Annotated in this window: 17 protein-coding genes; 13 read left to right on the forward strand and 4 right to left on the reverse strand. The window is 62.5% G+C overall.

All coding sequences use genetic code 11. The features are described 5' to 3' along the window. Positions 1–2: 2 nt before the first annotated feature. From murD to lpxC, 9 genes are all read left to right on the forward strand, one after another. Positions 3–1,349, forward strand: coding sequence for a UDP-N-acetylmuramoyl-L-alanine--D-glutamate ligase (murD, locus tag C4Q27_RS16695; protein WP_064491343.1), 1,347 nt, complete (start codon positions 3–5; stop codon positions 1,347–1,349). Then, on the forward strand, positions 1,346–2,560 hold the full coding sequence (ftsW, locus tag C4Q27_RS16700) for a putative lipid II flippase FtsW (protein WP_020190051.1): 1,215 nt from the start codon (positions 1,346–1,348) through the stop codon (positions 2,558–2,560). Before murD ends, ftsW begins: the two co-directional genes overlap by 4 nt. Then, positions 2,550–3,629, forward strand: coding sequence for an undecaprenyldiphospho-muramoylpentapeptide beta-N-acetylglucosaminyltransferase (gene murG, locus C4Q27_RS16705; protein WP_010952454.1), 1,080 nt, complete (start codon positions 2,550–2,552; stop codon positions 3,627–3,629). Before ftsW ends, murG begins: the two co-directional genes overlap by 11 nt. After that, entirely contained in the window at positions 3,622–5,070 is a 1,449-nt protein-coding gene (gene murC / locus C4Q27_RS16710; RefSeq protein ID WP_010952455.1) for a UDP-N-acetylmuramate--L-alanine ligase, read from the forward strand. Before murG ends, murC begins: the two co-directional genes overlap by 8 nt. Next, entirely contained in the window at positions 5,067–6,023 is a 957-nt protein-coding gene (locus C4Q27_RS16715; RefSeq protein WP_020192745.1) for a D-alanine--D-alanine ligase, read from the forward strand. The genes murC and C4Q27_RS16715 overlap by 4 nt, the downstream gene beginning before the upstream one ends. A 5-nt stretch (positions 6,024–6,028) precedes the next feature. After that, complete coding sequence (locus tag C4Q27_RS16720) at positions 6,029–6,898, forward strand: cell division protein FtsQ/DivIB (protein ID WP_003251865.1); 870 nt, start codon at positions 6,029–6,031, stop codon at positions 6,896–6,898. Positions 6,899–6,912: 14 nt separating this feature from the next. Further along, positions 6,913–8,175, forward strand: a complete 1,263-nt coding sequence (gene ftsA / locus C4Q27_RS16725; protein ID WP_104887087.1) for a cell division protein FtsA — start codon at positions 6,913–6,915, stop codon at positions 8,173–8,175. A 55-nt stretch (positions 8,176–8,230) separates the two neighbouring features. Further along, positions 8,231–9,427 carry a cell division protein FtsZ gene (ftsZ, locus tag C4Q27_RS16730; RefSeq protein WP_003251871.1) on the forward strand — a complete coding sequence of 399 codons (1,197 nt, stop codon included), beginning with the start codon at positions 8,231–8,233 and terminating at the stop codon, positions 9,425–9,427. A gap of 112 nt (positions 9,428–9,539) precedes the next feature. Then, positions 9,540–10,451, forward strand: a complete 912-nt coding sequence (lpxC, locus tag C4Q27_RS16735) for a UDP-3-O-acyl-N-acetylglucosamine deacetylase (RefSeq protein ID WP_003251873.1) — start codon at positions 9,540–9,542, stop codon at positions 10,449–10,451. 47 nt (positions 10,452–10,498) lie between these two features. Here the strand turns inward: lpxC and C4Q27_RS16740 are convergent, their stop codons facing one another. Continuing rightward, entirely contained in the window at positions 10,499–10,954 is a 456-nt protein-coding gene (locus C4Q27_RS16740) for a DUF721 domain-containing protein (RefSeq protein WP_003251875.1), read from the reverse strand. 372 nt (positions 10,955–11,326) lie between these two features. Here C4Q27_RS16740 and secA point away from each other — a divergent pair, with 372 nt between their 5' ends. The 4 genes from secA (at position 11,327) to C4Q27_RS16770 (ending at position 17,191) form a co-directional block, all read left to right on the forward strand. Further along, positions 11,327–14,062 carry a preprotein translocase subunit SecA gene (secA, locus tag C4Q27_RS16750; protein ID WP_104887088.1) on the forward strand — a complete coding sequence of 912 codons (2,736 nt, stop codon included), beginning with the start codon at positions 11,327–11,329 and terminating at the stop codon, positions 14,060–14,062. 182 nt (positions 14,063–14,244) lie between these two features. After that, complete coding sequence (argJ, locus tag C4Q27_RS16755) at positions 14,245–15,462, forward strand: bifunctional glutamate N-acetyltransferase/amino-acid acetyltransferase ArgJ (RefSeq protein WP_010952461.1); 1,218 nt, start codon at positions 14,245–14,247, stop codon at positions 15,460–15,462. Between the two features lie 155 nt (positions 15,463–15,617). After that, positions 15,618–16,250: a glutathione S-transferase family protein gene (locus tag C4Q27_RS16765; protein ID WP_010952462.1), complete on the forward strand. Its 633-nt coding sequence runs from the start codon at positions 15,618–15,620 to the stop codon at positions 16,248–16,250. Continuing rightward, entirely contained in the window at positions 16,247–17,191 is a 945-nt protein-coding gene (locus tag C4Q27_RS16770) for a Nudix family hydrolase (RefSeq protein WP_104887089.1), read from the forward strand. The genes C4Q27_RS16765 and C4Q27_RS16770 overlap by 4 nt, the downstream gene beginning before the upstream one ends. A gap of 114 nt (positions 17,192–17,305) precedes the next feature. Here the strand turns inward: C4Q27_RS16770 and C4Q27_RS16775 are convergent. The 3 genes from C4Q27_RS16775 to C4Q27_RS16785 form a co-directional block, all read right to left on the reverse strand. Next, a protein-coding gene (locus C4Q27_RS16775; RefSeq protein WP_098089532.1) for an IS3 family transposase occupies positions 17,306–18,660 on the reverse strand; the annotation gives its coding sequence in 2 pieces (ribosomal slippage) (positions 17,306–18,184 and positions 18,187–18,660; 1,353 coding nt in all). 102 nt (positions 18,661–18,762) lie between these two features. Beyond that, positions 18,763–19,329, reverse strand: a complete 567-nt coding sequence (locus C4Q27_RS16780) for a cob(I)yrinic acid a,c-diamide adenosyltransferase (RefSeq protein ID WP_020193628.1) — start codon at positions 19,327–19,329, stop codon at positions 18,763–18,765. 1 nt (position 19,330) lies between these two features. Continuing rightward, complete coding sequence (locus tag C4Q27_RS16785; RefSeq protein ID WP_020193627.1) at positions 19,331–21,361, reverse strand: ATP-binding protein; 2,031 nt, start codon at positions 21,359–21,361, stop codon at positions 19,331–19,333. Positions 21,362–21,366: the final 5 nt, after the last annotated feature.

Here is a 21,366-nt window from a genome sequence, read left to right on the forward strand (position 1 = left end):
GCGTGTCTTTGATCGCTTCCGACCAATTCCGCATCGTTGTCGGCCTCGGCAAGAGCGGCATGTCCCTGGTTCGCTTCCTGGCGAGCCGGGGCATTGCCTTTGCGGTCGCCGATACCCGCGAGCAACCGCCGGAACTGGAAACCCTGCGCCGTGATTACCCGCAGGTGGAAGTGCGCTGTGGTGAACTGGACGTGGACTTCCTGTGCCGCGCCAACGAGTTGTACGTGAGCCCCGGTCTGGCCTTGGCCACGCCGGCCTTGCAGCAGGCGGCCGCGCGTGGCGTGAAGCTGTCTGGCGACATAGAGCTGTTTGCTCGCCATGCCAAGGCGCCGATCGTTGCCATCAGTGGTTCCAACGCCAAGAGCACCGTCACGACGCTGGTCGGTGAAATGGCCGTCAAGGCCGGCAAACGCGTGGCCGTGGGCGGTAACCTCGGTACCCCGGCGCTCGACCTGCTGGCCGATGACATCGAGCTGTACGTGCTGGAGCTTTCCAGCTTCCAGCTGGAAACCACTGATCAGCTCAACGCCGAAGTGGCGACCGTTCTGAACATCAGCGAAGACCACATGGACCGCTATAGCGGCCTTCCGGCCTACCACCTGGCCAAGCACCGGATTTTCCGCGGTGCCCGCCAGGTGGTGGTCAACCGCCAGGACGCCCTGAGCCGGCCGCTGCCGGTGGAAGGCCGTCCATGCTGGACCTTCGGCCTCAACCCGCCCGACTTCAAAGCGTTTGGCCTGCGTGAAGTGGACGGTGAGAAATACCTGGCGTTCGAGTTCCAGACGCTGATGCCGGCGCGTGAACTGAAGGTTCGCGGTGCTCACAACCAGAGCAACGCCCTGGCGGCGCTGGCCCTGGGGCATGCTGCCGGCCTGCCGTTCGAGCCCATGCTCGAGGCCCTGCGCGAGTTTGGTGGCCTGGCCCACCGTTGCCAGTGGGTACGCGAGCGTAATGGCGTGAACTGGTACGACGATTCCAAAGCCACCAACGTCGGTGCAGCCCTGGCCGCCATCGAAGGCCTGGGCGCTGATATCGAAGGCAAGTTGGTGCTGATCGCCGGTGGTGACGGCAAAGGTGCTGAATTCACTGCGCTGCGCGAGCCGGTCAAGCGTTTCTGCCGCGCCGTGGTATTGCTTGGCCGTGATGCCGAGCGCCTGGCCGAGGCCTTGGGCGATGCCGTGCCACTGGTTCGGGTCAAGACCCTTGACGATGCCGTACAGCAGTGTGCCGAGCTGGCCCAGGCCGGCGATGCCGTGCTGCTGTCGCCAGCATGCGCCAGCCTCGACATGTTCAAGAACTTCGAGGAACGAGGGCGTCTGTTCGCCCAGGCAGCGGGAGGTCTTGCATGATCTTCGGCATCTTCAAACCCTACCCGTCGCCGCTGATCAGCGGCCGTGGCATCGACCTGGACTTCCCGATGCTCGCCGGTTGCCTGGCCTTGCTGGGCCTGGGCCTGGTGATGATCACTTCGGCCTCCTCGGAAGTGGCTGCGGTACAGTCCGGCAACCCGCTGTATCACATGTTCCGCCACCTGGTGTACGTGTTCCTTGGCCTGGTGGCCTGTGGTGCAACCATCCTGGTGCCGATCGCCACTTGGCAGCGCATGGGCTTCATGATGCTGCTTGGCGCCTTCGGCTTGCTGGTACTGGTGCTGGTGCCGGGTATCGGCCGTGAGGTCAACGGCTCCATGCGCTGGATCGGTTTCAGCTTCTTCAACGTGCAGCCTTCGGAAATCGCCAAGGTGTTCGTGGTCATCTACCTGGCCGGCTACCTGGTACGCCGACAGACCGAGGTGCGCGAAACCTGGATGGGCTTCTTCAAGCCGTTCATCGTGCTGCTGCCCATGGCCGCCTTGCTGCTGATGGAGCCGGACTTCGGTGCCACGGTGGTGATGATGGGCGCGGCGGCGGCCATGTTGTTTTTGGGAGGGGTGGGGCTGTTCCGCTTCAGCCTGATGGTGGTGCTGGCGGTGCTGGCGGTATTTGTCCTGGTGCAGGCGCAGCCCTACCGGATGGCGCGCCTTATTACCTTCACCGACCCCTGGGCCGATCAGTTCGGCTCGGGCTACCAGCTGACCCAGGCACTGATCGCCTTCGGCCGTGGCGAGTGGCTGGGTGTTGGCCTGGGCAACAGCGTGCAGAAGCAGTTCTACCTGCCTGAAGCGCACACCGACTTCGTGTTCTCGGTCCTGGCGGAAGAACTGGGGGTGGTCGGCTCGCTGCTGACCGTCGCGCTGTTCGTGTTTGTCACCGTGCGCGCCCTTTACATCGGCCTGTGGGCCGAAAAAGCCAAACAGTTCTTTGCCGCCTACATGGCGTTCGGTCTGGCTTTCCTGTGGATTGGCCAGTTCCTGATCAATATCGGTGTGAATGTCGGCCTGCTGCCGACCAAGGGCCTGACCCTGCCGTTTCTCAGTTACGGGGGGAGCTCGCTGGTGATCTGCTGCGCCTGCGTGGGCCTGTTGCTGCGCATCGAGTGGGAGAGCCGCACGCATCTGGGCAGTGAGGAGCACGAATTCAGCGAAAGCGATTTTGCCGAGGAGACCAGTCATGGCCGCTGAAGGCAAAAATGTGTTGATCATGGCCGGCGGCACCGGGGGGCACGTGTTCCCGGCGCTGGCCTGCGCCCGTGAGTTCCAGGCGCGCGGTTACAGCGTGCACTGGCTGGGCACCCCGCGTGGCATCGAGAACGAGCTGGTGCCGCAGGCGGGTTTGCCATTGCATCTGATTCAGGTCAGCGGCTTGCGCGGCAAGGGCAAGCTGTCGTTGCTCAAGGCGCCTTTCACCCTGGTCAAGGCAGTGCTGCAGGCACGGCGCATCATTCGCCAGCTCAAGCCCGTATGTGTCCTGGGCTTTGGCGGCTATGTGACCGGCCCCGGCGGCGTGGCCGCGCGGCTGTGCGGCGTGCCACTGGTGATCCATGAGCAGAACGCCAGGGCCGGTACCGCCAATCGGTTGCTGGTGCCACTCTCGGCGCGGGTCTGCGAAGCTTTCCCGAACACCTTCGAGGCCAGCGACAAACGTCGCACCACCGGCAACCCGGTGCGTCCGGAGCTCTTCATGGACGCGCAACGCACGCCTTTGGGCGAGCGCCGCGCACGCCTGTTGGTGCTGGGGGGCAGCCTGGGTGCGGAACCATTGAACAAATTGTTGCCTAAGGCCCTGTCCGAGGTGCCCGCGGCGCTGCGGCCAGAGGTGTTCCACCAGGCCGGCAAGCAGCACGCACCGATCACCGCCGAGCGTTATCACGAGGCGGGCGTCGCGGCTCAGGTAGAGCCTTTCATCAAAGACATGGCCCAGGCTTATGGCTGGGCCGACCTGGTGGTGTGCCGGGCCGGTGCCTTGACTGTCAGCGAACTGGCAGCAGCAGGCCTGCCTTCGATGCTGGTGCCTTTGCCCCACGCGATCGACGATCACCAGACCCACAACGCCCAATATCTGGCCCGCGAAGGCGCTGCCTTCCTGATGCCACAAGCGACAACTGGCGCAGCGCAACTCGCTGAACGCCTGAACGAGGTGCTGATGCAACCCGAGAAACTCAACGTCATGGCTGGCACCGCACGGCGCCTGGCCAAACCTGCTGCAACCAGCACCGTGGTCGATATCTGCCTGGAGGTGGCCCATGGTTGAGAGCCAGAAAGCCATGCCCCAGCCGAAGATGGGCCGTATTCGCCGCATTCACTTCGTCGGCATCGGCGGCGTGGGCATGTGCGGTATTGCCGAAGTGTTGCTGAACCTGGGTTATGAAGTGTCCGGTTCGGACCTTAAAGCCTCGCCGGTCACCGAACGCCTGGAGTCCTTCGGCGCTGAGATCTTCGTCGGCCACCGCGCCGAGAACGCTGCCACCGCCGATGTGCTGGTGGTGTCCAGCGCCATCAACCCGGCCAACCCGGAAGTTGCCACCGCCCTCGAGCGGCGCATTCCGGTGGTGCCGCGTGCCGAGATGCTCGCCGAACTGATGCGTTACCGCCATGGCGTGGCCGTTGCCGGTACTCACGGCAAGACCACCACGACCAGCCTGCTGGCTTCAGTGTTCGCCGCCGGTGGCCTGGACCCGACCTTCGTCATCGGTGGCCGCCTTACCGCTGCCGGCACCAATGCGCAGCTGGGCACCAGCCGCTACCTGATCGCTGAAGCAGACGAAAGCGATGCCAGCTTCCTGCACCTGCAGCCGATGGTGGCGGTTGTCACCAACATCGATGCCGACCACATGGCGACCTACGAAGGTGACTTCAACAAGCTGAAGAAAACCTTTGTCGAGTTCCTGCACAACCTGCCGTTCTATGGGCTGGCGGTGATGTGCCTGGACGACCCGGTGGTTCGCGAGATCCTGCCGCAGGTGAAGCGCCCGACCGTGACCTACGGCTTCAGCGAAGAGGCCGACATCCGCGCCATCAATGTGCGTCAGCAGGGCATGCAGACCCACTTCACCGTGCTGCGCCGTGATCGCGAGCCGTTGGAGGTTTCGGTGAACATGCCCGGCAACCACAACGTGCTCAACGCCCTGGCGACCATCGCCATCGCCACTGACGAAGGCATTACTGACGAGGCCATCGTCCAGGGCCTGTCCGGCTTCCAGGGTGTCGGTCGTCGCTTCCAGGTATACGGCGAGCTGCCGGTCGAAGGCGGCAGTGTGATGCTGGTCGACGACTACGGTCATCACCCGACCGAAGTGGCGGCGGTGATCAAGGCTGTGCGCGGTGGCTGGCCAAGCCGCCGCCTGGTGATCGTCTACCAGCCGCACCGCTACAGCCGCACCCGCGACCTGTATGACGATTTCGTCCAGGTACTGGGCGATGCCAACGTGCTGCTGCTGATGGAGGTCTACCCGGCCGGCGAAGAGCCGATCCCCGGTGCCGACAGCCGTCAGCTGTGCCACAGCATCCGCCAGCGCGGCAAGCTGGACCCGATCTACATCGAGCGCGGCGCCGAACTGGCACCGCTGGTCAAGCCACTGCTGCGCGCTGGCGACATCCTGCTCTGCCAGGGTGCCGGTGATGTCGGTGGCCTGGCCCCCCAGTTGATGAAAAGCCCGCTGTTCGCAGGCGCCAAGCAGGAGAAGTCGAAATGACCAGCGCCTACGACAAGCTGCACTCGACCCTGGACGTCAAGGCGTTCGGCCGCGTCGCCGTGCTGTACGGTGGCAAGAGCGCCGAGCGTGAGGTGTCGCTGAAATCCGGCGCCGCAGTGATCGATGCGCTGAGCACTGCCGGCGTCGACGTGGTTGCCATCGACGTCGGTGACGACCTGCTCGCACGCCTGCAGAGCGAGAAGATTGACCGCGCCTTCATCATCCTCCACGGCCGTGGCGGTGAAGACGGGAGCATGCAAGGTTTGCTGGAGTGCCTGGGCATCCCCTACACCGGCAGCGGCATCCTCGCTTCGGCGCTGGCGATGGACAAGCTGCGCACCAAGCAGGTGTGGCAGAGCCTGGGCATTCCCACGCCACGCCACGCGGTGCTGGCGAGCGAAAGCGATTGTTTGCAGGCCAGTACGGAACTGGGCTTCCCGCTTATCGTCAAACCCGCCCATGAAGGCTCTAGCATCGGCATGGCCAAGGTGAACAGCACCCAGGAACTGGTCGCCGCCTGGCAGGACGCCGCCAAATACGATTCCCAGGTACTGGTGGAGCAGTGGATCCACGGCCCGGAGTTCACCATCGCGGTACTGCGCGGCCAGGTGCTGCCGCCGATCGCCCTGGGTACGCCGCACGTGTTCTACGACTACGACGCCAAGTACATCGCCAACGATACCCAGTACCGCATCCCGTGCGGGCTGGATAGCGTCAAGGAACAGGAACTGATCGACCTGACCGCGCGCGCCTGCGATGCCATTGGCATCGAAGGCTGGGGGCGGCTGGACGTGATGCAGGACGAGCAGGGCCGGTTCTGGCTGCTCGAAGTCAACACAGCACCAGGCATGACAGATCATAGCCTGGTGCCCATGGCGGCCCGCGCGGCTGGCCTGGACTTCCAGCAACTGGTGCTGGCAATCCTGGCCGAAAGCGTGGCGACGCGAGGTTAATAACCATGCAAGGCGCGATGATACGTCAGCAGCAACCCGTTACCGGCCGTAGCAAGCCGGTGCCGCGTGGTGCCAGCCGGCTGGTGGCCGACGAGCCCGTATCGGCGCGCCTGCCCCGGCCAAGCCTGGGCGGCCTGAAGCGCTTGCTGTGGCCGGTGTTGCTGGTGGCGGCCGGCTTTGGTGCCTACGAGGGCGCCATTCGCCTGATGCCGTACGCCGACCGCCCGATCACCAAGATCGATGTGCAGGGCGACCTCAGCTACATCAGTCAGCAATCGGTGCAGCAGCGTATCGCGCCCTACGTGGCGGCGAGCTTCTTCAGCGTCGACCTGCCGGCGATGCGCGCCGAGCTCGAGCAGATGCCGTGGATCGCCCACGCCGAAGTGCGCCGGGTGTGGCCCGACGAGGTGGTGATCCGCCTTGAAGAGCAGCTGCCGGTGGCACGCTGGGGGGACGCAGCCCTGCTCAACAACCAGGGTCAGGCTTTCACCCCGCGCGAGCTGGCCAACTATGAGCACCTGCCGCAGCTGGCCGGGCCGCAGCGTGCTCAGCAACAAGTCATGCAGCAGTATCAGGTATTGAGCCAGATGCTGCGCCCCTTGGGCTTTTCCATCGCTCGCCTGGAGCTGCGCGAGCGAGGCAGCTGGTTCCTGACCACCGGTGCGAGTAGTGCCGGGCCAGGCATCGAGTTGCTGCTGGGGCGCGATCATCTGGTGGAGAAGATGCGCCGTTTCATTGCCATTTACGACAAGACACTCAAAGACCAGATCACCACTATCGCCCGCATTGATCTGCGTTATTCCAACGGACTTGCCGTTGGTTGGCGGGAACCGATTGCACCGACGACGGCCCAACCCGCCGTTGCGAAGAATTAGAGAGAGGCAGGACCATGGCAAACGCGCATAGCGGCAAAATGATCGTCGGGCTGGACATTGGCACCTCCAAGGTGGTGGCGCTGGTGGGCGAAGTGGGCGAAGACGGCTCCCTGGAAATCGTCGGGATCGGCACCCATCCGTCCCGTGGCCTGAAAAAAGGCGTGGTGGTGAACATCGAGTCCACCGTGCAGTCGATCCAGCGCGCCGTGGAAGAGGCGCAGCTGATGGCCGGCTGCCGTATCCACTCGGCGTTCGTCGGTGTGGCCGGTAACCACATCCGCAGCCTGAACTCCCACGGCATCGTCGCCATCCGTGACCGCGAAGTCAGCCTGGCCGACCTGGAGCGCGTACTCGACGCTGCCCAGGCCGTGGCGATTCCGGCCGACCAGCGCGTGCTGCACACCTTGCCGCAGGACTACGTGATCGACAACCAGGAAGGCGTGCGCGAGCCGCTGGGCATGTCTGGCGTGCGCCTGGAAGCCAAGGTTCACGTGGTCACTTGCGCAGTCAACGCCGCCCAGAACATCGAGAAGTGTGTGCGCCGCTGCGGCCTGGAAATCGACGACATCATCCTCGAGCAGCTGGCTTCGGCCTACTCGGTGCTGACCGATGATGAAAAAGAGCTGGGCGTGTGCCTGGTGGACATCGGTGGCGGCACCACCGACATCGCCATCTTCACCGAGGGTGCCATCCGCCACACGGCGGTCATCCCGATTGCTGGCGACCAGGTGACCAACGACATCGCCATGGCCCTGCGTACCCCGACCCAGTACGCCGAAGAAATCAAGATCCGCTACGCCTGTGCCTTGGCCAAACTGGCTGGCGCTGGCGAGACCATCAAGGTGCCAAGCGTGGGCGATCGCCCACCGCGCGAGCTGTCGCGCCAGGCCCTGGCCGAGGTGGTGGAGCCACGTTACGACGAGCTCTTCACCCTGATCCAGGCCGAACTGCGCCGCAGCGGCTACGAAGACCTGGTGCCCGCCGGCATCGTCCTCACTGGCGGCACCGCGAAGATGGAAGGCGCCGTCGAACTGGCCGAGGAAATTTTCCACATGCCGGTACGCCTGGGCGTGCCGCACAGCGTTCGGGGGCTGAGCGACGTGGTGCGCAACCCGATCTATTCCACTGGTGTGGGCTTGCTCACCTACGGCCTGCTGAAGCAGTCCGAGGACTTGGCCCTGACCGGTAACAGCAACAGCAGCAGCAACAGCTATGGCGATGAACCGAAGGCCCCAGTGCTTGAACGCTTCAAGAAGTGGGTCCAGGGCAACTTCTAAGTTTCAAAGCAGTAGTGGTAGGCGCAACAACTAGAGAACTGTAAGGAGAGGGAAAATGTTCGAGCTCGTAGACAACGTCCCGCAAAGTCCGGTCATTAAAGTGATCGGCGTTGGTGGTGGTGGCGGCAACGCCGTCAATCACATGGTCAAGAGCAGCATCGAAGGCGTGGAATTCATCTGCGCCAACACCGATGCCCAGGCGCTGAAAAACATTGGCGCGCGCACCATCCTGCAATTGGGCACGGGTGTGACCAAGGGCCTGGGTGCCGGTGCCAATCCGGAAGTCGGCCGTCAGGCCGCGCTGGAAGACCGTGAGCGCATCGCCGAAGTGCTGCAGGGCACCAACATGGTGTTCATCACCACCGGCATGGGTGGCGGTACCGGTACCGGTGCAGCGCCAATCATTGCCGAAGTGGCCAAGGAAATGGGTATCCTCACCGTAGCAGTGGTGACCCGTCCATTCCCGTTCGAAGGCCGCAAGCGCATGCAGATCGCCGATGAAGGCATTCGCATGCTGGCTGAAAGCGTCGACTCGTTGATCACCATCCCCAACGAGAAGCTGCTGACCATCCTGGGCAAGGATGCCAGCCTGCTGTCCGCTTTCGCCAAGGCTGACGATGTCCTGGCCGGTGCCGTACGCGGTATCTCCGACATCATCAAGCGCCCCGGCATGATCAACGTCGACTTCGCCGACGTGCGCACCGTGATGGGTGAAATGGGCATGGCCATGATGGGTACTGGTTGCGCCAGCGGCCCGAACCGTGCGCGTGAAGCCACCGAGGCAGCTATCCGTAACCCGCTGCTGGAAGACGTCAACCTGCAGGGCGCCCGCGGTATCCTGGTGAACATCACCGCAGGCCCGGACCTGTCGCTGGGTGAGTACTCCGACGTGGGTAGCATCATCGAAGCCTTCGCCTCCGACCACGCGATGGTCAAGGTCGGCACCGTGATCGACCCGGACATGCGCGACGAACTGCACGTGACCGTGGTGGCCACTGGTCTGGGCGCACGCATCGAGAAGCCTGTGAAGGTGGTCGACAATACCCTGCAGACTGCCCAGCAGGCGTACGAAGCGTCCAATCCTGCGCCGGTGCGCCAGGAGCAGCCAGCGGTCAACTACCGTGACCTGGAGCGCCCGACCGTCATGCGCAACCAGGCGCATGCAGGTGCTGCCGCAGCCGCTAAACTGAACCCTCAGGATGACCTGGACTACCTCGATATCCCGGCATTCCTGCGTCGTCAGGCTGATTAATGGAATTTATCAGGGGTATAAAGGTGATTGGTATTCATCAAAGGTTGGGTCTGTTATCATCCCCAGCCTTTGTTGATACCTGTTCGCAATTTGCGCTGAAGCGGCCAATGCCATGATTAAACAACGCACCCTGAAGAATACCATCCGTGCCACAGGTGTCGGTCTGCACTCCGGGGAGAAGGTCTACCTGACCCTCAAGCCTGCACCTGTTGACACCGGCATCGTCTTCCGCCGCGCCGACCTCGACCCTGTGGTCGAGATTCCTGCGCGTGCGGCCAACGTCGGCGAGACAACCATGTCGACGACGCTGGTCAACGGTGACGTCAAGGTCGATACGGTCGAGCACCTGCTCTCCGCCATGGCGGGTCTGGGCATCGATAACGCCTACGTCGAGCTCTCCGCCTCGGAAGTGCCGATCATGGATGGCAGCGCCGGTCCTTTTGTATTCCTGATTCAGTCTGCCGGCCTGGAAGAACAGGACGCAGCCAAGAAGTTCATCCGCATCCTGCGTGAGGTAACCGTGGAAGAGGGCGACAAGCGCGCCACGTTCCTGCCTTTCGAAGGTTTCAAGGTGAGCTTCGAGATCGATTTCGATCACCCGGTGCTTCGCAACCGGACCCAGAGCGCCAGCGTCGACTTTTCCAGCACGTCGTTCGTGAAGGAAGTCAGCCGCGCGCGTACTTTTGGTTTCATGCGTGACATCGAGTACCTGCGCAAGCACAACCTTGCGTTGGGTGGCAGTGTCGAGAACGCCATCGTGGTCGATGAGGACGGCGTGCTCAACGAAGACGGCCTTCGTTACGAAGACGAATTCGTCAAGCACAAGATCCTCGACGCCATCGGCGATCTGTACCTGCTGGGCAACAGCCTGATCGGCGAGTTCAAGGGCTTCAAGTCCGGCCACGCGCTGAACAACCAGCTGTTGCGCAAGCTGATTGCTGAAACCGATGCCTGGGAAGTGGTCACTTTCGAAGATGCCAGTACGGCACCGATCTCGTACATGCGCCCTGTTGCGGCCGTGTAAGTTCGAACACTCTCTAGTTCATTAAGGCCACCTTCGGGTGGCCTTTTTTATGGCTTGCCCTGGGCGTGGGCGGCCAACCGTTCCAGTGCTGCGCGCAGTTTGGGGTCGGTAATGCCTTCGGCGGTGTCGCGCAGGCTCTCGGCCGCACTGTTCGAAAGCTCGGCAGCATGCCCGCCACGCTTGGCCGGCACCAGCGGCGGCTGCACCTTGTACAGGATGCGCCTGAGGTTGCCGAATGCTTCCATGGCCTGCAGTGCCGCCAACAAGCGCTTCTGCTGGTAGCGCAGGCGGGTTGCCCAATGGCCGTCGGTAACCACCAGCAACAAAGTACCATCGCGCCAGGACGCCACATGGCAGTGCTCGCGGGCAGCCGGTTGCAACTGGCTTTCCAGCAGGCGCTGCAAGTGTTCCAGGCGCTCGGCCTGGTTAAGCAGCAGGCGCAGCGGGCGCACCTGGCGCAGCAGGGCGGAGGGCGGCTGGGCGGGGGAGGGTTTGTAGGCCATGGGGGTACGCGTGAGGTGACGTGGGCACAGTCTAACATCTCCGTTGCCTGTACCGGCCTCTTCGCGGGTGAACCCGCTCCTACCAGGGCTATCGATACCTCGTAGGAGCGGGTTCACCCGCGAAGGGGCCGGCACAGGCAGCCAAAGACAAGACTGGTTCTCGATAGCTTTCATGTTGCCAAGCCTTGAACTCAGTGAAAATGCCCCTATCTAAAACAGGCCCCCGCCAAAACGCTGTATCAGCATCGTGGAAATCCACCACTTTCCTCACCATCGTTTCCGGGTAGAATGCTCGTTCGCATGCGGCCTATGGGCTGCACGGGCGACTCATGGGGCCGCCCTCCATCCCTACGTGTGGAAGATCCTGCCGATATGTTTGCGCCTTTGTTAAAAAAACTTTTTGGAAGCAAGAACGAGCGTGAAGTCAAACGCATGCTCAAGACGGTGAGTATCGTCAATGCCTTCGAAGAGAAGATGGTGGCCCTCTCCGACGAGCAACTGCGGGGCAAGACTGCAGAGTTCAAGGAACGCCTGGCCAAAGGCGAGACACTGGACCAGTTGCTGCCCGAAGCCTTCGCCGTGGCCCGCGAGGCCGGCAAGCGCGTAATGGGCATGCGCCATTTCGATGTGCAGTTGATCGGCGGCATGACCCTGCACGAGGGTATGATCGCAGAAATGCGCACCGGTGAAGGCAAGACCTTGGTCGGTACCTTGGCCGTCTACCTCAACGCATTGTCCGGCAAGGGCGTGCATGTGGTCACCGTCAACGACTACCTGGCGCGCCGTGACGCCAACTGGATGCGCCCGCTGTACGAATTCCTCGGTCTGTCGGTCGGTATCGTCTCGGCCTTCCAGCCGCCGGAAGAAAAGCGCGCCGCCTATGCAGCCGACATCACCTACGGCACCAACAACGAATTCGGGTTCGACTACCTGCGCGACAACATGGCGTTCAGCCAGGACGAGAAGTTCCAGCGTGAACTTAACTTCGCCGTGATCGACGAAGTCGACTCCATCCTCATCGACGAAGCGCGTACCCCGCTGATCATTTCCGGTCAGGCCGAGGACAGCTCCAAGCTGTACATCGAGATCAACCGCCTGATCCCGCGCCTCACCCAGCACATCGAAGAGGTCGAAGGCCAGGTCACCCAGGAAGGCCACTTCACCATCGACGAGAAGAGTCGCCAGGTGGAGCTGAACGAAGCCGGTCACCAGTTCATCGAAGAGATGCTGGCCCAGGCGGGCCTGCTGGCTGAAGGCGAGAGCCTGTACTCCGCGCACAACCTGGGCTTGCTGACACACGTCTACGCCGGTCTTCGTGCACACAAGCTGTTCCACCGCAACGTCGAGTACATCGTCCAGGACGGCCAGGTTCTGCTGATCGACGAACACACCGGCCGTACCATGCCGGGTCGTCGCCTGTCCGAGGGCCTGCACCAGGCCATCGAGGCAAAAGAGAACCTGAACATCCAGGCCGAGAGCCAGACCCTGGCTTCGACCACGTTCCAGAACTACTTCCGCCTGTACACCAAGCTGTCCGGCATGACCGGTACCGCCGACACCGAAGCGTTCGAGTTCCAGTCGATCTATGGCCTGAACGTGATGGTCATTCCGCCGAACAAGCCACTGGCGCGTAAGGACTACAACGACCTGGTGTACCTGACCGCTGACGAGAAATACGCCGCGATCATCGCCGACATCAAGGAAAGCATGAAGCTGGGCCGACCGGTGTTGGTGGGTACTGCGACCATTGAAACTTCCGAGCACATGTCCAACCTCCTGAAAAAGGAAGGGATCGACCACAAGGTGCTCAACGCCAAGTATCACGAGAAGGAAGCCGAGATCATCGCGCAAGCTGGCGCGCCAGGTGCCCTGACCATCGCCACCAACATGGCTGGCCGTGGTACCGACATCCTGCTGGGCGGTAACTGGGAAGCCGAAGTGGCTGCCCTGGAAAACCCGACAGCCGAGCAGATCGCCCAGATCAAGGCCGACTGGCAGAAGCGTCACCAGCAAGTGATCGAGACGGGTGGCCTGCATGTAATCGCTTCCGAGCGCCACGAATCGCGCCGTATCGACAACCAGCTGCGCGGCCGCTCCGGTCGTCAGGGCGACCCGGGGTCCAGCCGCTTCTACCTGTCGCTGGAAGACAGCCTGATGCGCATCTTCGCCTCTGACCGGGTGAAGAACTTCATGAAGGCACTGGGCATGCAGTCGGGCGAGGCCATCGAGCACCGCATGGTCACCAACGCTATCGAGAAAGCCCAGCGCAAGGTCGAAGGCCGCAACTTCGACATTCGTAAGCAATTGCTCGAATATGACGACGTCGCCAACGAGCAGCGCAAGGTGATCTACCACATGCGCAACAGCCTGCTGGCCGCCGACAACATTGGCGACACCATCGTCGAATTCCGCAAGGAAGTCCTGGACGCTACCATCAGCCAGCACATTCCGCCGCAGTCGCTGCCAGAGCAGTGGGACGTAGCCGGCCTGGAGGCTTCGCTGGCCAGCGATTTCGCCATCAAGTTGCCAATCCAGCAATGGCTCGACGAGGACGATCACCTCTACGAAGAGACCCTGCGCGAGAAGCTGCTGAGCGAGATCACCACGGCCTACACCGAGAAGGAAGACCAGGCCGGTCTCGAGGCCCTGCGAACCTTCGAGAAGCAGATTCTGCTGCGCGTACTGGACGACCTGTGGAAAGACCACCTGTCGACCATGGACCACCTGCGTCACGGTATTCACCTGCGTGGTTATGCGCAGAAGAACCCGAAGCAGGAGTACAAGCGCGAGTCGTTCAGCCTGTTCCAGGAGCTGTTGGAGTCGATCAAGCGCGACACCATCCGCGTGCTGTCGCACGTACAGGTTCGCCGCGAAGACCCGGCCGAAGAGGAAGCCCGCCTGCGCCGCGAGGCCGAAGAGCTGGCGAGTCGCATGCAGTTCCAGCACGCCGCTGCACCGGGCCTGGAAAGTGAGCAACTGAGCGAGGAGGGTGCTGAAGTAGCGGTAGCCTCGGCGCCAGTACGCAATGACCAGAAGCTGGGCCGCAACGAGCCGTGCTGGTGTGGTTCGGGCAAGAAGTTCAAGCATTGCCATGGTCAGATCGAGTGATCTGAACCTTACGTTGTACAAGCCTGGGGCCGCTTTGCGGCCCTTTCGCGACACAAGGCCGCTCCCACAGGTACCGCGCTCGTCAATGAACGGGCGCGATCCTTGTGGGGGCGGCCTTGTGTCGCGATGGGGCGCGAAGCGGCCCCTTTTTCGACATCATCGTTTTTTCTAGGAGCGCTCTAATGGCTGTTGGTCTTGGTCCTTTGCCCACCCTGCACCCGGTTCCGGGTTTTGAACTCGGTATCGCTTCTGCCGGTATCAAGCGCCCGGGGCGCAAGGATGTGGTGGTCATGCGCTGTGCCGAAGGCTCCAGCGTGGCGGGCGTGTTCACCCTCAACGCCTTCTGCGCCGCGCCGGTGATCCTGTCCAAGCAGCGTGTACAGGGCACCGTGCGCTACCTGCTGACCAACACGGGTAACGCCAACGCCGGCACCGGCGCGCCAGGTCTGGCCGCCGCCGAGCGCACCTGCGCCAAGCTGGCCGAACTGGCTGGCGTACCGGCCGAGTCGGTACTGCCGTTCTCCACCGGCGTGATTGGCGAGCCGCTGCCGGTCGAAAAGATCGAAGGCGCGCTGCAGGCCGCCCTCGACAACCTGTCGGAAAACAACTGGGCTGAGGCCGCTACCGGCATCATGACCACCGACACCCTGCCCAAGGGGGCCAGCCGCCAGTTCCAGCACGATGGCGTGACCGTCACCGTTACCGGAATCAGCAAGGGTGCAGGCATGATCCGCCCGAACATGGCGACCATGCTGGGCTACATCGCCACCGACGCCAAGGTGGCGCCAAAGGTACTCAAGGACCTGATGCTGGACGGCGCCAACAAGTCGTTCAACCGCATCACGATCGATGGTGACACTTCGACCAACGATTGCTGCATGCTGATCGCTACCGGCAAGGCCGACCTGCCGGAAGTGACCGAAGCCAGCGGCGCGCTTTTCGAAGCGCTGAAAAAGGCCGTGTTCGAAGTGTGCATGGAAGTGGCCCAGGCCATTGTCCGTGACGGCGAAGGCGCGACCAAGTTCGTGACCGTGCAGGTCAACGGCGGTGGCAACCACCAGGAGTGCCTGGACGTTGGCTACGCCGTGGCCCACTCGCCGTTGATCAAGACCGCGCTGTTCGCTTCCGACCCGAACTGGGGCCGCATCCTCGCCGCCGTAGGCCGTGCCGGTGTACCGGAGCTGGATGTGAGCCTGATCGATGTCTACCTGGACAGCGTTTGCATCGCGAGCAAAGGCGGCCGCAGCCCGAGCTATACCGAAGCGCAGGGTTCGGCAGTGATGGCCCAGGAAGAGATCACCATCCGAATCGAACTGGGCCGTGGCCAGTGCAGCGAAACCATCTGGACGACTGACCTGTCCCACGAGTACGTGAAGATCAACGCCGAGTACCGTACCTGATCTACTGATCCGAAGGCCTCTTCGCGGGCACGCCCGCTCCCACAGGTGTTGCAATGCCTGCAGGAGCGGTGCGGTCCCTGCAGGAGCGGGCTTGCCCGCGAAAGGCCGCGTAGCGGCCTGCGGGTTTTGCAATACAAACCTGATGGAGCCGAACCATGAGCTATCACCTGATCATCGGCGACAAGCTGTACTCCTCCTGGTCGCTGCGTGGCGCCCTGGCGCTCGAGCTGGCTGGCGTGCCCTACGAAGAAACCCTGATCAAGCTGAACCAGCCTGATACCCGCCAGCGCATCCTCGCTTTCTCCTCCACCGGCAAGGTGCCGCTGCTCAAGACCGAGCACGGTGTGATCGCCGATTCCCTGGCCATTGCCGAATACCTCAACGAACAGCACCCCGACGCCCAGCTGTGGCCTGCCGATGCAGCCGCCCGCGCCCAGGCCCGTTCGGCTTGCGCGCAGATGCACAGCGGTTTCTTCGCCCTGCGCGGTGCCATGCCGTTCGACCTGTCGCGTGACCAGGCGCTGGACACTGTGCCGCTGGACGTGCAGGTCGATATCGACCGTATCGTCGCGCTGTGGTCCGAATGCCGCGTGGTGGCCAAGGACAGCGGCCCGTTCCTGTTCGGCAAGCCAAGCCTGGCCGATGCCTTCTTTGCCCCGGTGGCCGTGCGCCTGCGCACCTACCGCGTAGAAGTCCCCGCCGAGGCGGCAGCCTACATCGAGACCATTTATCAGTGGCCAGCCTTCCAGGCATGGCAACAGGCAGGCCTGGAGGAGCGTAAAGCGTGAAACGGATTCATGTAGTAGCTGCCGTCATTCGCGGTGCTGATGGCCGTATTCTGATCGCACGCCGTGCCGATACTCAGCACCAGGGCGGCTTGTGGGAGTTCCCCGGTGGCAAGGTGGAAGAAGGCGAAAGCGTCGAAGCGGCGCTTGCCCGCGAGCTGCGCGAGGAGCTGGGCATCGAGGTAAGTCGGTCGCGTGCGCTGATCAAGGTCAGCCATGACTACCCGGACAAGCAGGTGCTGCTGGACGTGCGCGAGGTCGAAGCGTTCACTGGCGAACCCCATGGTGCCGAAGGCCAGCCGCTGGAATGGGTTGCCCCGCGCGATTTGCCGCAGTACGAATTCCCCGAGGCCAACAAGCCGATCGTCGCCGCTGCGCGCCTGCCGGACCAGTACCTGATCACCCCGGATGGCTTGGAGGTGCCGCAGCTGCTCAAGGGCATCCAGAAGGCCGTGGCCAATGGCATCCGTCTGATCCAGTTGCGTGCCCCGGACATGTACGACCCCAAGTACCGCGACGTGGCGGTGGATGCGGTCGGGCTGTGTGCGGGCAAGGCGCAGCTGATGCTGAAAGGGCCACTGGAATGGCTGGGTGATTTCCCGGCGGCCGGTTGGCACCTGACGGCCGCGCAGCTGCGCAAGTACGCCGCCAGGGGCCGGCCGTTCCCCAAGGAGCGCTGGTTGGCGGCATCCTGCCACAGTGCCGAAGAGCTGGCGCTGGCTGAGCAGATGGGCGTGGACTTTGTCACCTTGTCGCCAGTGCAGGCGACCCTGACGCATCCGGATGCGGTGCCGCTGGGCTGGGATGAGGCGCAGCGCGTGATTGCCGGGTTCAACAAGCCGGTTTATCTACTGGGTGGGATAGGGCCGAGTGAGCGCCAGCAGGCCTGGGAGGCGGGTGCACAGGGTGTGGCCGGGATCCGGGCGTTCTGGCCCGAGGCCTGAGTCCCCTGTAACTGAGGCTGCTGCGGGGCCCATTCGCGGGGCCCGCTCCCACAGGAAACTCACAAGCTTCAAGCCTGCTCGAAACCTGGACTGCCCCCCAAAAGTTGGACAGTTTTAAGCTGCAGCCTGAGCCCTGTACTCCACAGGGCTCAGGCCATTGAGCCTCAGCTTGATGCGATCATGGTTGTAGTAGTGAATGTACTCATCCAGACCCGCTCTCAGCTCATCAATGCTCTCGAAACGCTTCAGGTAGAAAAACTCAGATTTCAGCGTGCCGAAGAAGCTTTCCATGGCCGCGTTGTCCAGGCAATTGCCTTTTCGGGACATGCTCTGCTTTACCCCGCATTCGCTTAGCTTACGGCGGTATTGCGCCTGCTGGTAATGCCATCCCTGATCCGAATGCAGCACGAGCTTCGGTTTCTCTCCCAGGCAATCGAGCGCTTTGCCAAGCATGTTCCCAACCAGGCTATAGCACGGGCGGCTGGCCATTTCGTAGGCCACGATTTCGCCGTTGTACAAATCCATCACGGGCGACAGATAGAGCTTCTGTTGAGCTACTTTGAACTCGGTTACGTCAGTCACCCACTTCTGGTTTGGGCGTTGAGCGACAAAATTTCGCTCCAGTACATTCGCTGCCACTTTGCCGACGGTACCTCGATAGGAGCGATATTTCTTGGGGCGCACTACTGATTTCAATCCCTGCTCAGCCATCAGCCGTTCAATGACCTTCTTGTTCACCCGCTTTTCCTTCCTGATTACGAGTGCGATACGGCGATAACCATAAAGCCGTTTCTGCTCGTGATAGACGCGATGCACCAATGCCTTGAGCTCAGCATGCCGGTCTGGCTTCTGCTGAGCTTTGAGCTGGTAGTAGAAGGTGCTGCGCGCCAGCTCGACCAACTGAAGGAGGTCAGGCAAAGGAAACCTGCGCTTGAGTTTGGAAACGATCAGGACTTTTTCCCGCGTGTTCGTTCCTTTTCCTCGCGCAGAGCCTTGAGCTCCTTTAGGACAGCATTCTCCATGCGCAGGTACTCAAGTTCAGCCATCAGCTGATCTCGAGACTTCTGATCATCATTGGTATCGGTGGGTTTGGCAGGCTTGATCTTCTTCGACACGTCGATTGGCTTTCTTGGCTTGATGGCAGTAGAGGGTGCAGGACTGCCACTGTAGTACTGCCGCTGCCAAATGCCTATCTGAGAGGACTGCCCAAGACCAAAGTGGGCAGCGGTCTGGCGCAGCGAAAGCCGATGCTCGTGCATATAGCTAAGCACCTGCTGTTTGAAATCACTGGTATAGCGCCGCCCATGCGAGCCTGGACCAATGCCATTATTGGCCTGATAACTGGCCACCCAGCGTCGAAGCAGGCTGAAATCGATACCTAAGTGTTGAGCCACCTTTCGGAAACCGTTGCTGCCATCCAGGTAGGCTGTGATCGCTGTGAGCTTGAATTGCTCGGTGTACTTACCCATAGATCCCCCAAGGGTTGGATTGGTGTCCAACTTCTTGGGGGCAGTCCAAACCTGTGGGAGCGGGCAAGCCCGCGAATGGGCTGCAAAGCAGCCCCAGAAGTATCAGCCTTTCGGTTTCTCGGCGGGCTGCCACAAAACCTCAGCCACCCCCTGCCGCCGCCCGATGATCCGCGCCGCCACGAACAATAGATCGGAAAGCCGGTTGATATACGCCAAACCAACGCCTTCCAGCGGCTCCACGGCATTCAACTGCTGGCACCGGCGCTCTGCACTGCGCGCCAGACTGCGGCACACATGCGCCTGCGCCACCAGCGCCGAACCACTGGGCAGAATGAAGTTCTTCAGCGGCCCCAGCTCTTCGTTCCACACATCGATGGCCGCCTCCAGGCGTTCCACTTCTGCCAGGTTCAACGCCTGGTAACTGGGCATCGCCAGCTCGCCACCCAGGTCGAACAAGCGGTGCTGACACGGCGCCAGCACTGTGGTCACTTCATTCAGCCCATGCTCGGCGAGCCCCGCCAGCAGCAACCCCAACTGGCTGTTCAGGCTGTCCACCTCGCCAATCGCTTCGATCCGCGGGTGGTCCTTGGGCACCCGACGGCCGTCGCCCAGGCCGGTTTCGCCTTTGTCGCCGGTGCGGGTATAGATCTTCGAAAGGCGGTAGCCCATGTCATTGCTCCGTTCTGGCCGGCACCGCCGCTGCCGGCTGGGTGAGGGGCAGGCGTAGGGTAAAGCAGGTGCCTTGGCCTGGCGTGGATTGCACTTCCATCTGCCCCTTGTGGTTGTTGGTGATGATGAAGTAGGAGACCGACAGGCCCAGCCCGGTACCCTGGCCGATTTCCTTGGTGGTGAAGAACGGCTCGAAGGTGCGCTTGCGCACCGCCTCGGGCATGCCGACGCCGTTGTCTTCGACCTGGATTTCCGCCCATGGCGGGTTTAGCCGGGTGCGCAGTGTGATGCGTCCGGGCTCGCTGGGTTGCGGGCGTTGGTGGATGGCCTGGGCTGCGTTCTTCAGCAAGTTGAGCAGTACTTGTTCCAGCTCGTTGGCGGTACATGGCACCGGCCCCAGGTCGGGGTCGAACTGGCGCACGATGGCTTGCCCCTTGAAGTCGAAGCCGATGGCCAGATCGAAGTCATTGCCGGCAATTTCAAGCGCCTGATCGATCAGCGCCGGCAGCTCGCATGGCACCAGCTGGCGGTTGCTGCGGCGGCTGAAGCTGAGCATGTGGGTGACGATCTTCGCCGCCCGGGCGCCGGCCTGCTGAATGCCGTCGAGCAGCTGCGGCACCTCGCGGCTGTCCAGGTAGCGGTTGATCGTGGCCAGGTCGATGCCCAGCTCTTCGGCCTGTTCCTGGTTGCGCGGCAGGTCGGACGACAGGCGTCGGCGAATGTTCTGCACGTTGTGCAGGATAGCGCCCAGCGGGTTGTTGATTTCGTGCGCCATGCCGGCAGCCAGACCACCGACCGAGAGCATTTTTTCCGATTGCACCATCATTTCTTCCAATGACAGGCGCTGGGTGATGTCGTCGATACGAATGACCACGCCGCGCCCGCCGCCGCCGGTCAGTGGGTAGAAGGTCAGGGCGTAGTGGCGCAGGTCGTCGCCCTTGGGCCAGGTTACCCGCTCGATCTTCGCCACTCGATGTTTTTCCACGGTTTCCTTCAGTTGCGGGAGGAACGGCTTCAACGGCTCGAACGCAATGAACACCGGCTGGTTAAGTGCCTCGTCCAGTGGCGTGCCGGAAAGCACCGTGGCTTCGTGGTTCCATTGGGTCACGTAGAGCTGTTCGTCGAGGGCAATCAGTGCCGAGGGCATCGAGTCGATGATGCTGTTGAGGTAGTTCTGGAAACCGGTGAGCTTTTTCTCGATCTTGCTGCGTACCTGTACTTCCAGTTCCAGCTTGCGGTTGGTGTGGCGGGTTTCTTCGGCAAGGCCCTGAGCCTGGTCGTAGGCACTCTGGAACTCGTCGCGGGCGCTCTTGAGCTGCTGCTCGCGGGCCTCGATGCGCGACAGCATGGTGTTGAAGGCCTCGGCCAGGCTGCCGATTTCATCGTCGTTGCCGCGCTGGGCGCGCAAGGCGTAGCTCTCTTCGCGGGTAACCTGGCGGCTGAGTTCCTCAAGCTGGTTGATCGGTTGGGTGATCAGGCGTTTGATCTGCCGTGCGATGACGATCCATAGCAGGACACTGAACACCAGGATGCCCAGGCTGGCGCTGAGTGTGCCGGTGTAGAACGCCGTGGGCAGTTCGCTGCTGGCTACCAGCAGCAAGTGTGCCGGTGGGTTGGCATCGCGGGGGATGCGGATCAACTGAGTGCTGCGAAACTCCATCAGGCGCCAGCCGTCGATGTTGCGAAAACGTTTGGGCAGGGCCAGCGGCTCGCCATGCTGCAACTGCGCCAGCATTCGGCCATCGCCACCGTAGACCGCGGCGGCGCGCAGCGGTGTGTAACTTTCCAGTTCCTTGAGCAGGGCACGGGCGGTTTCCGGGGTGTCGCCGGCGCGGGCTGCAAGCTGAGGATTGGCCACCAGCCGGCCGATGGTCTGCATGGCCTGGGGCGCCATGCTTTCCTGGGTGATCCAGTAGGCGGCGCTGATGAAGGTGAGGTTGGCCATCAGCAAGATGGTCACCAGCAATACCAGCAGGGCCGCCAGCAGCTTCTGCCCGACCGGGAGGTTTTCCAGGCGTTGGCGCAAGGTCATGGGCA

The sequence above is a fragment of the Pseudomonas sp. SWI36 genome (genome assembly GCF_002948105.1).
Classification (GTDB): Bacteria; Pseudomonadota; Gammaproteobacteria; order Pseudomonadales; family Pseudomonadaceae; genus Aquipseudomonas; species Aquipseudomonas alloputida.

Excerpts from the sequence above, each read along its gene's own strand:
- C4Q27_RS16715 (WP_020192745.1), top strand. The coding sequence starts at position 5,067 with ATGACCAGCGCCTACGACAAGCTGCACTCGACCCTGGACGTCAAGGCG.
- ftsA (WP_104887087.1), top strand. The coding sequence starts at position 6,913 with ATGGCAAACGCGCATAGCGGCAAAATGATCGTCGGGCTGGACATTGGC.
- lpxC (WP_003251873.1), top strand. The coding sequence starts at position 9,540 with ATGATTAAACAACGCACCCTGAAGAATACCATCCGTGCCACAGGTGTC.
- ftsW (WP_020190051.1), top strand. The coding sequence starts at position 1,346 with ATGATCTTCGGCATCTTCAAACCCTACCCGTCGCCGCTGATCAGCGGC.
- argJ (WP_010952461.1), top strand. The coding sequence starts at position 14,245 with ATGGCTGTTGGTCTTGGTCCTTTGCCCACCCTGCACCCGGTTCCGGGT.
- C4Q27_RS16765 (WP_010952462.1), top strand. The coding sequence starts at position 15,618 with ATGAGCTATCACCTGATCATCGGCGACAAGCTGTACTCCTCCTGGTCG.
- C4Q27_RS16780 (WP_020193628.1), bottom strand. The coding sequence starts at position 19,329 with ATGGGCTACCGCCTTTCGAAGATCTATACCCGCACCGGCGACAAAGGC.
- C4Q27_RS16740 (WP_003251875.1), bottom strand. The coding sequence starts at position 10,954 with ATGGCCTACAAACCCTCCCCCGCCCAGCCGCCCTCCGCCCTGCTGCGC.
- secA (WP_104887088.1), top strand. The coding sequence starts at position 11,327 with ATGTTTGCGCCTTTGTTAAAAAAACTTTTTGGAAGCAAGAACGAGCGT.
- murG (WP_010952454.1), top strand. The coding sequence starts at position 2,550 with ATGGCCGCTGAAGGCAAAAATGTGTTGATCATGGCCGGCGGCACCGGG.
- ftsZ (WP_003251871.1), top strand. The coding sequence starts at position 8,231 with ATGTTCGAGCTCGTAGACAACGTCCCGCAAAGTCCGGTCATTAAAGTG.
- C4Q27_RS16720 (WP_003251865.1), top strand. The coding sequence starts at position 6,029 with ATGCAAGGCGCGATGATACGTCAGCAGCAACCCGTTACCGGCCGTAGC.
- C4Q27_RS16785 (WP_020193627.1), bottom strand. The coding sequence starts at position 21,361 with ATGACCTTGCGCCAACGCCTGGAAAACCTCCCGGTCGGGCAGAAGCTG.
- murC (WP_010952455.1), top strand. The coding sequence starts at position 3,622 with ATGGTTGAGAGCCAGAAAGCCATGCCCCAGCCGAAGATGGGCCGTATT.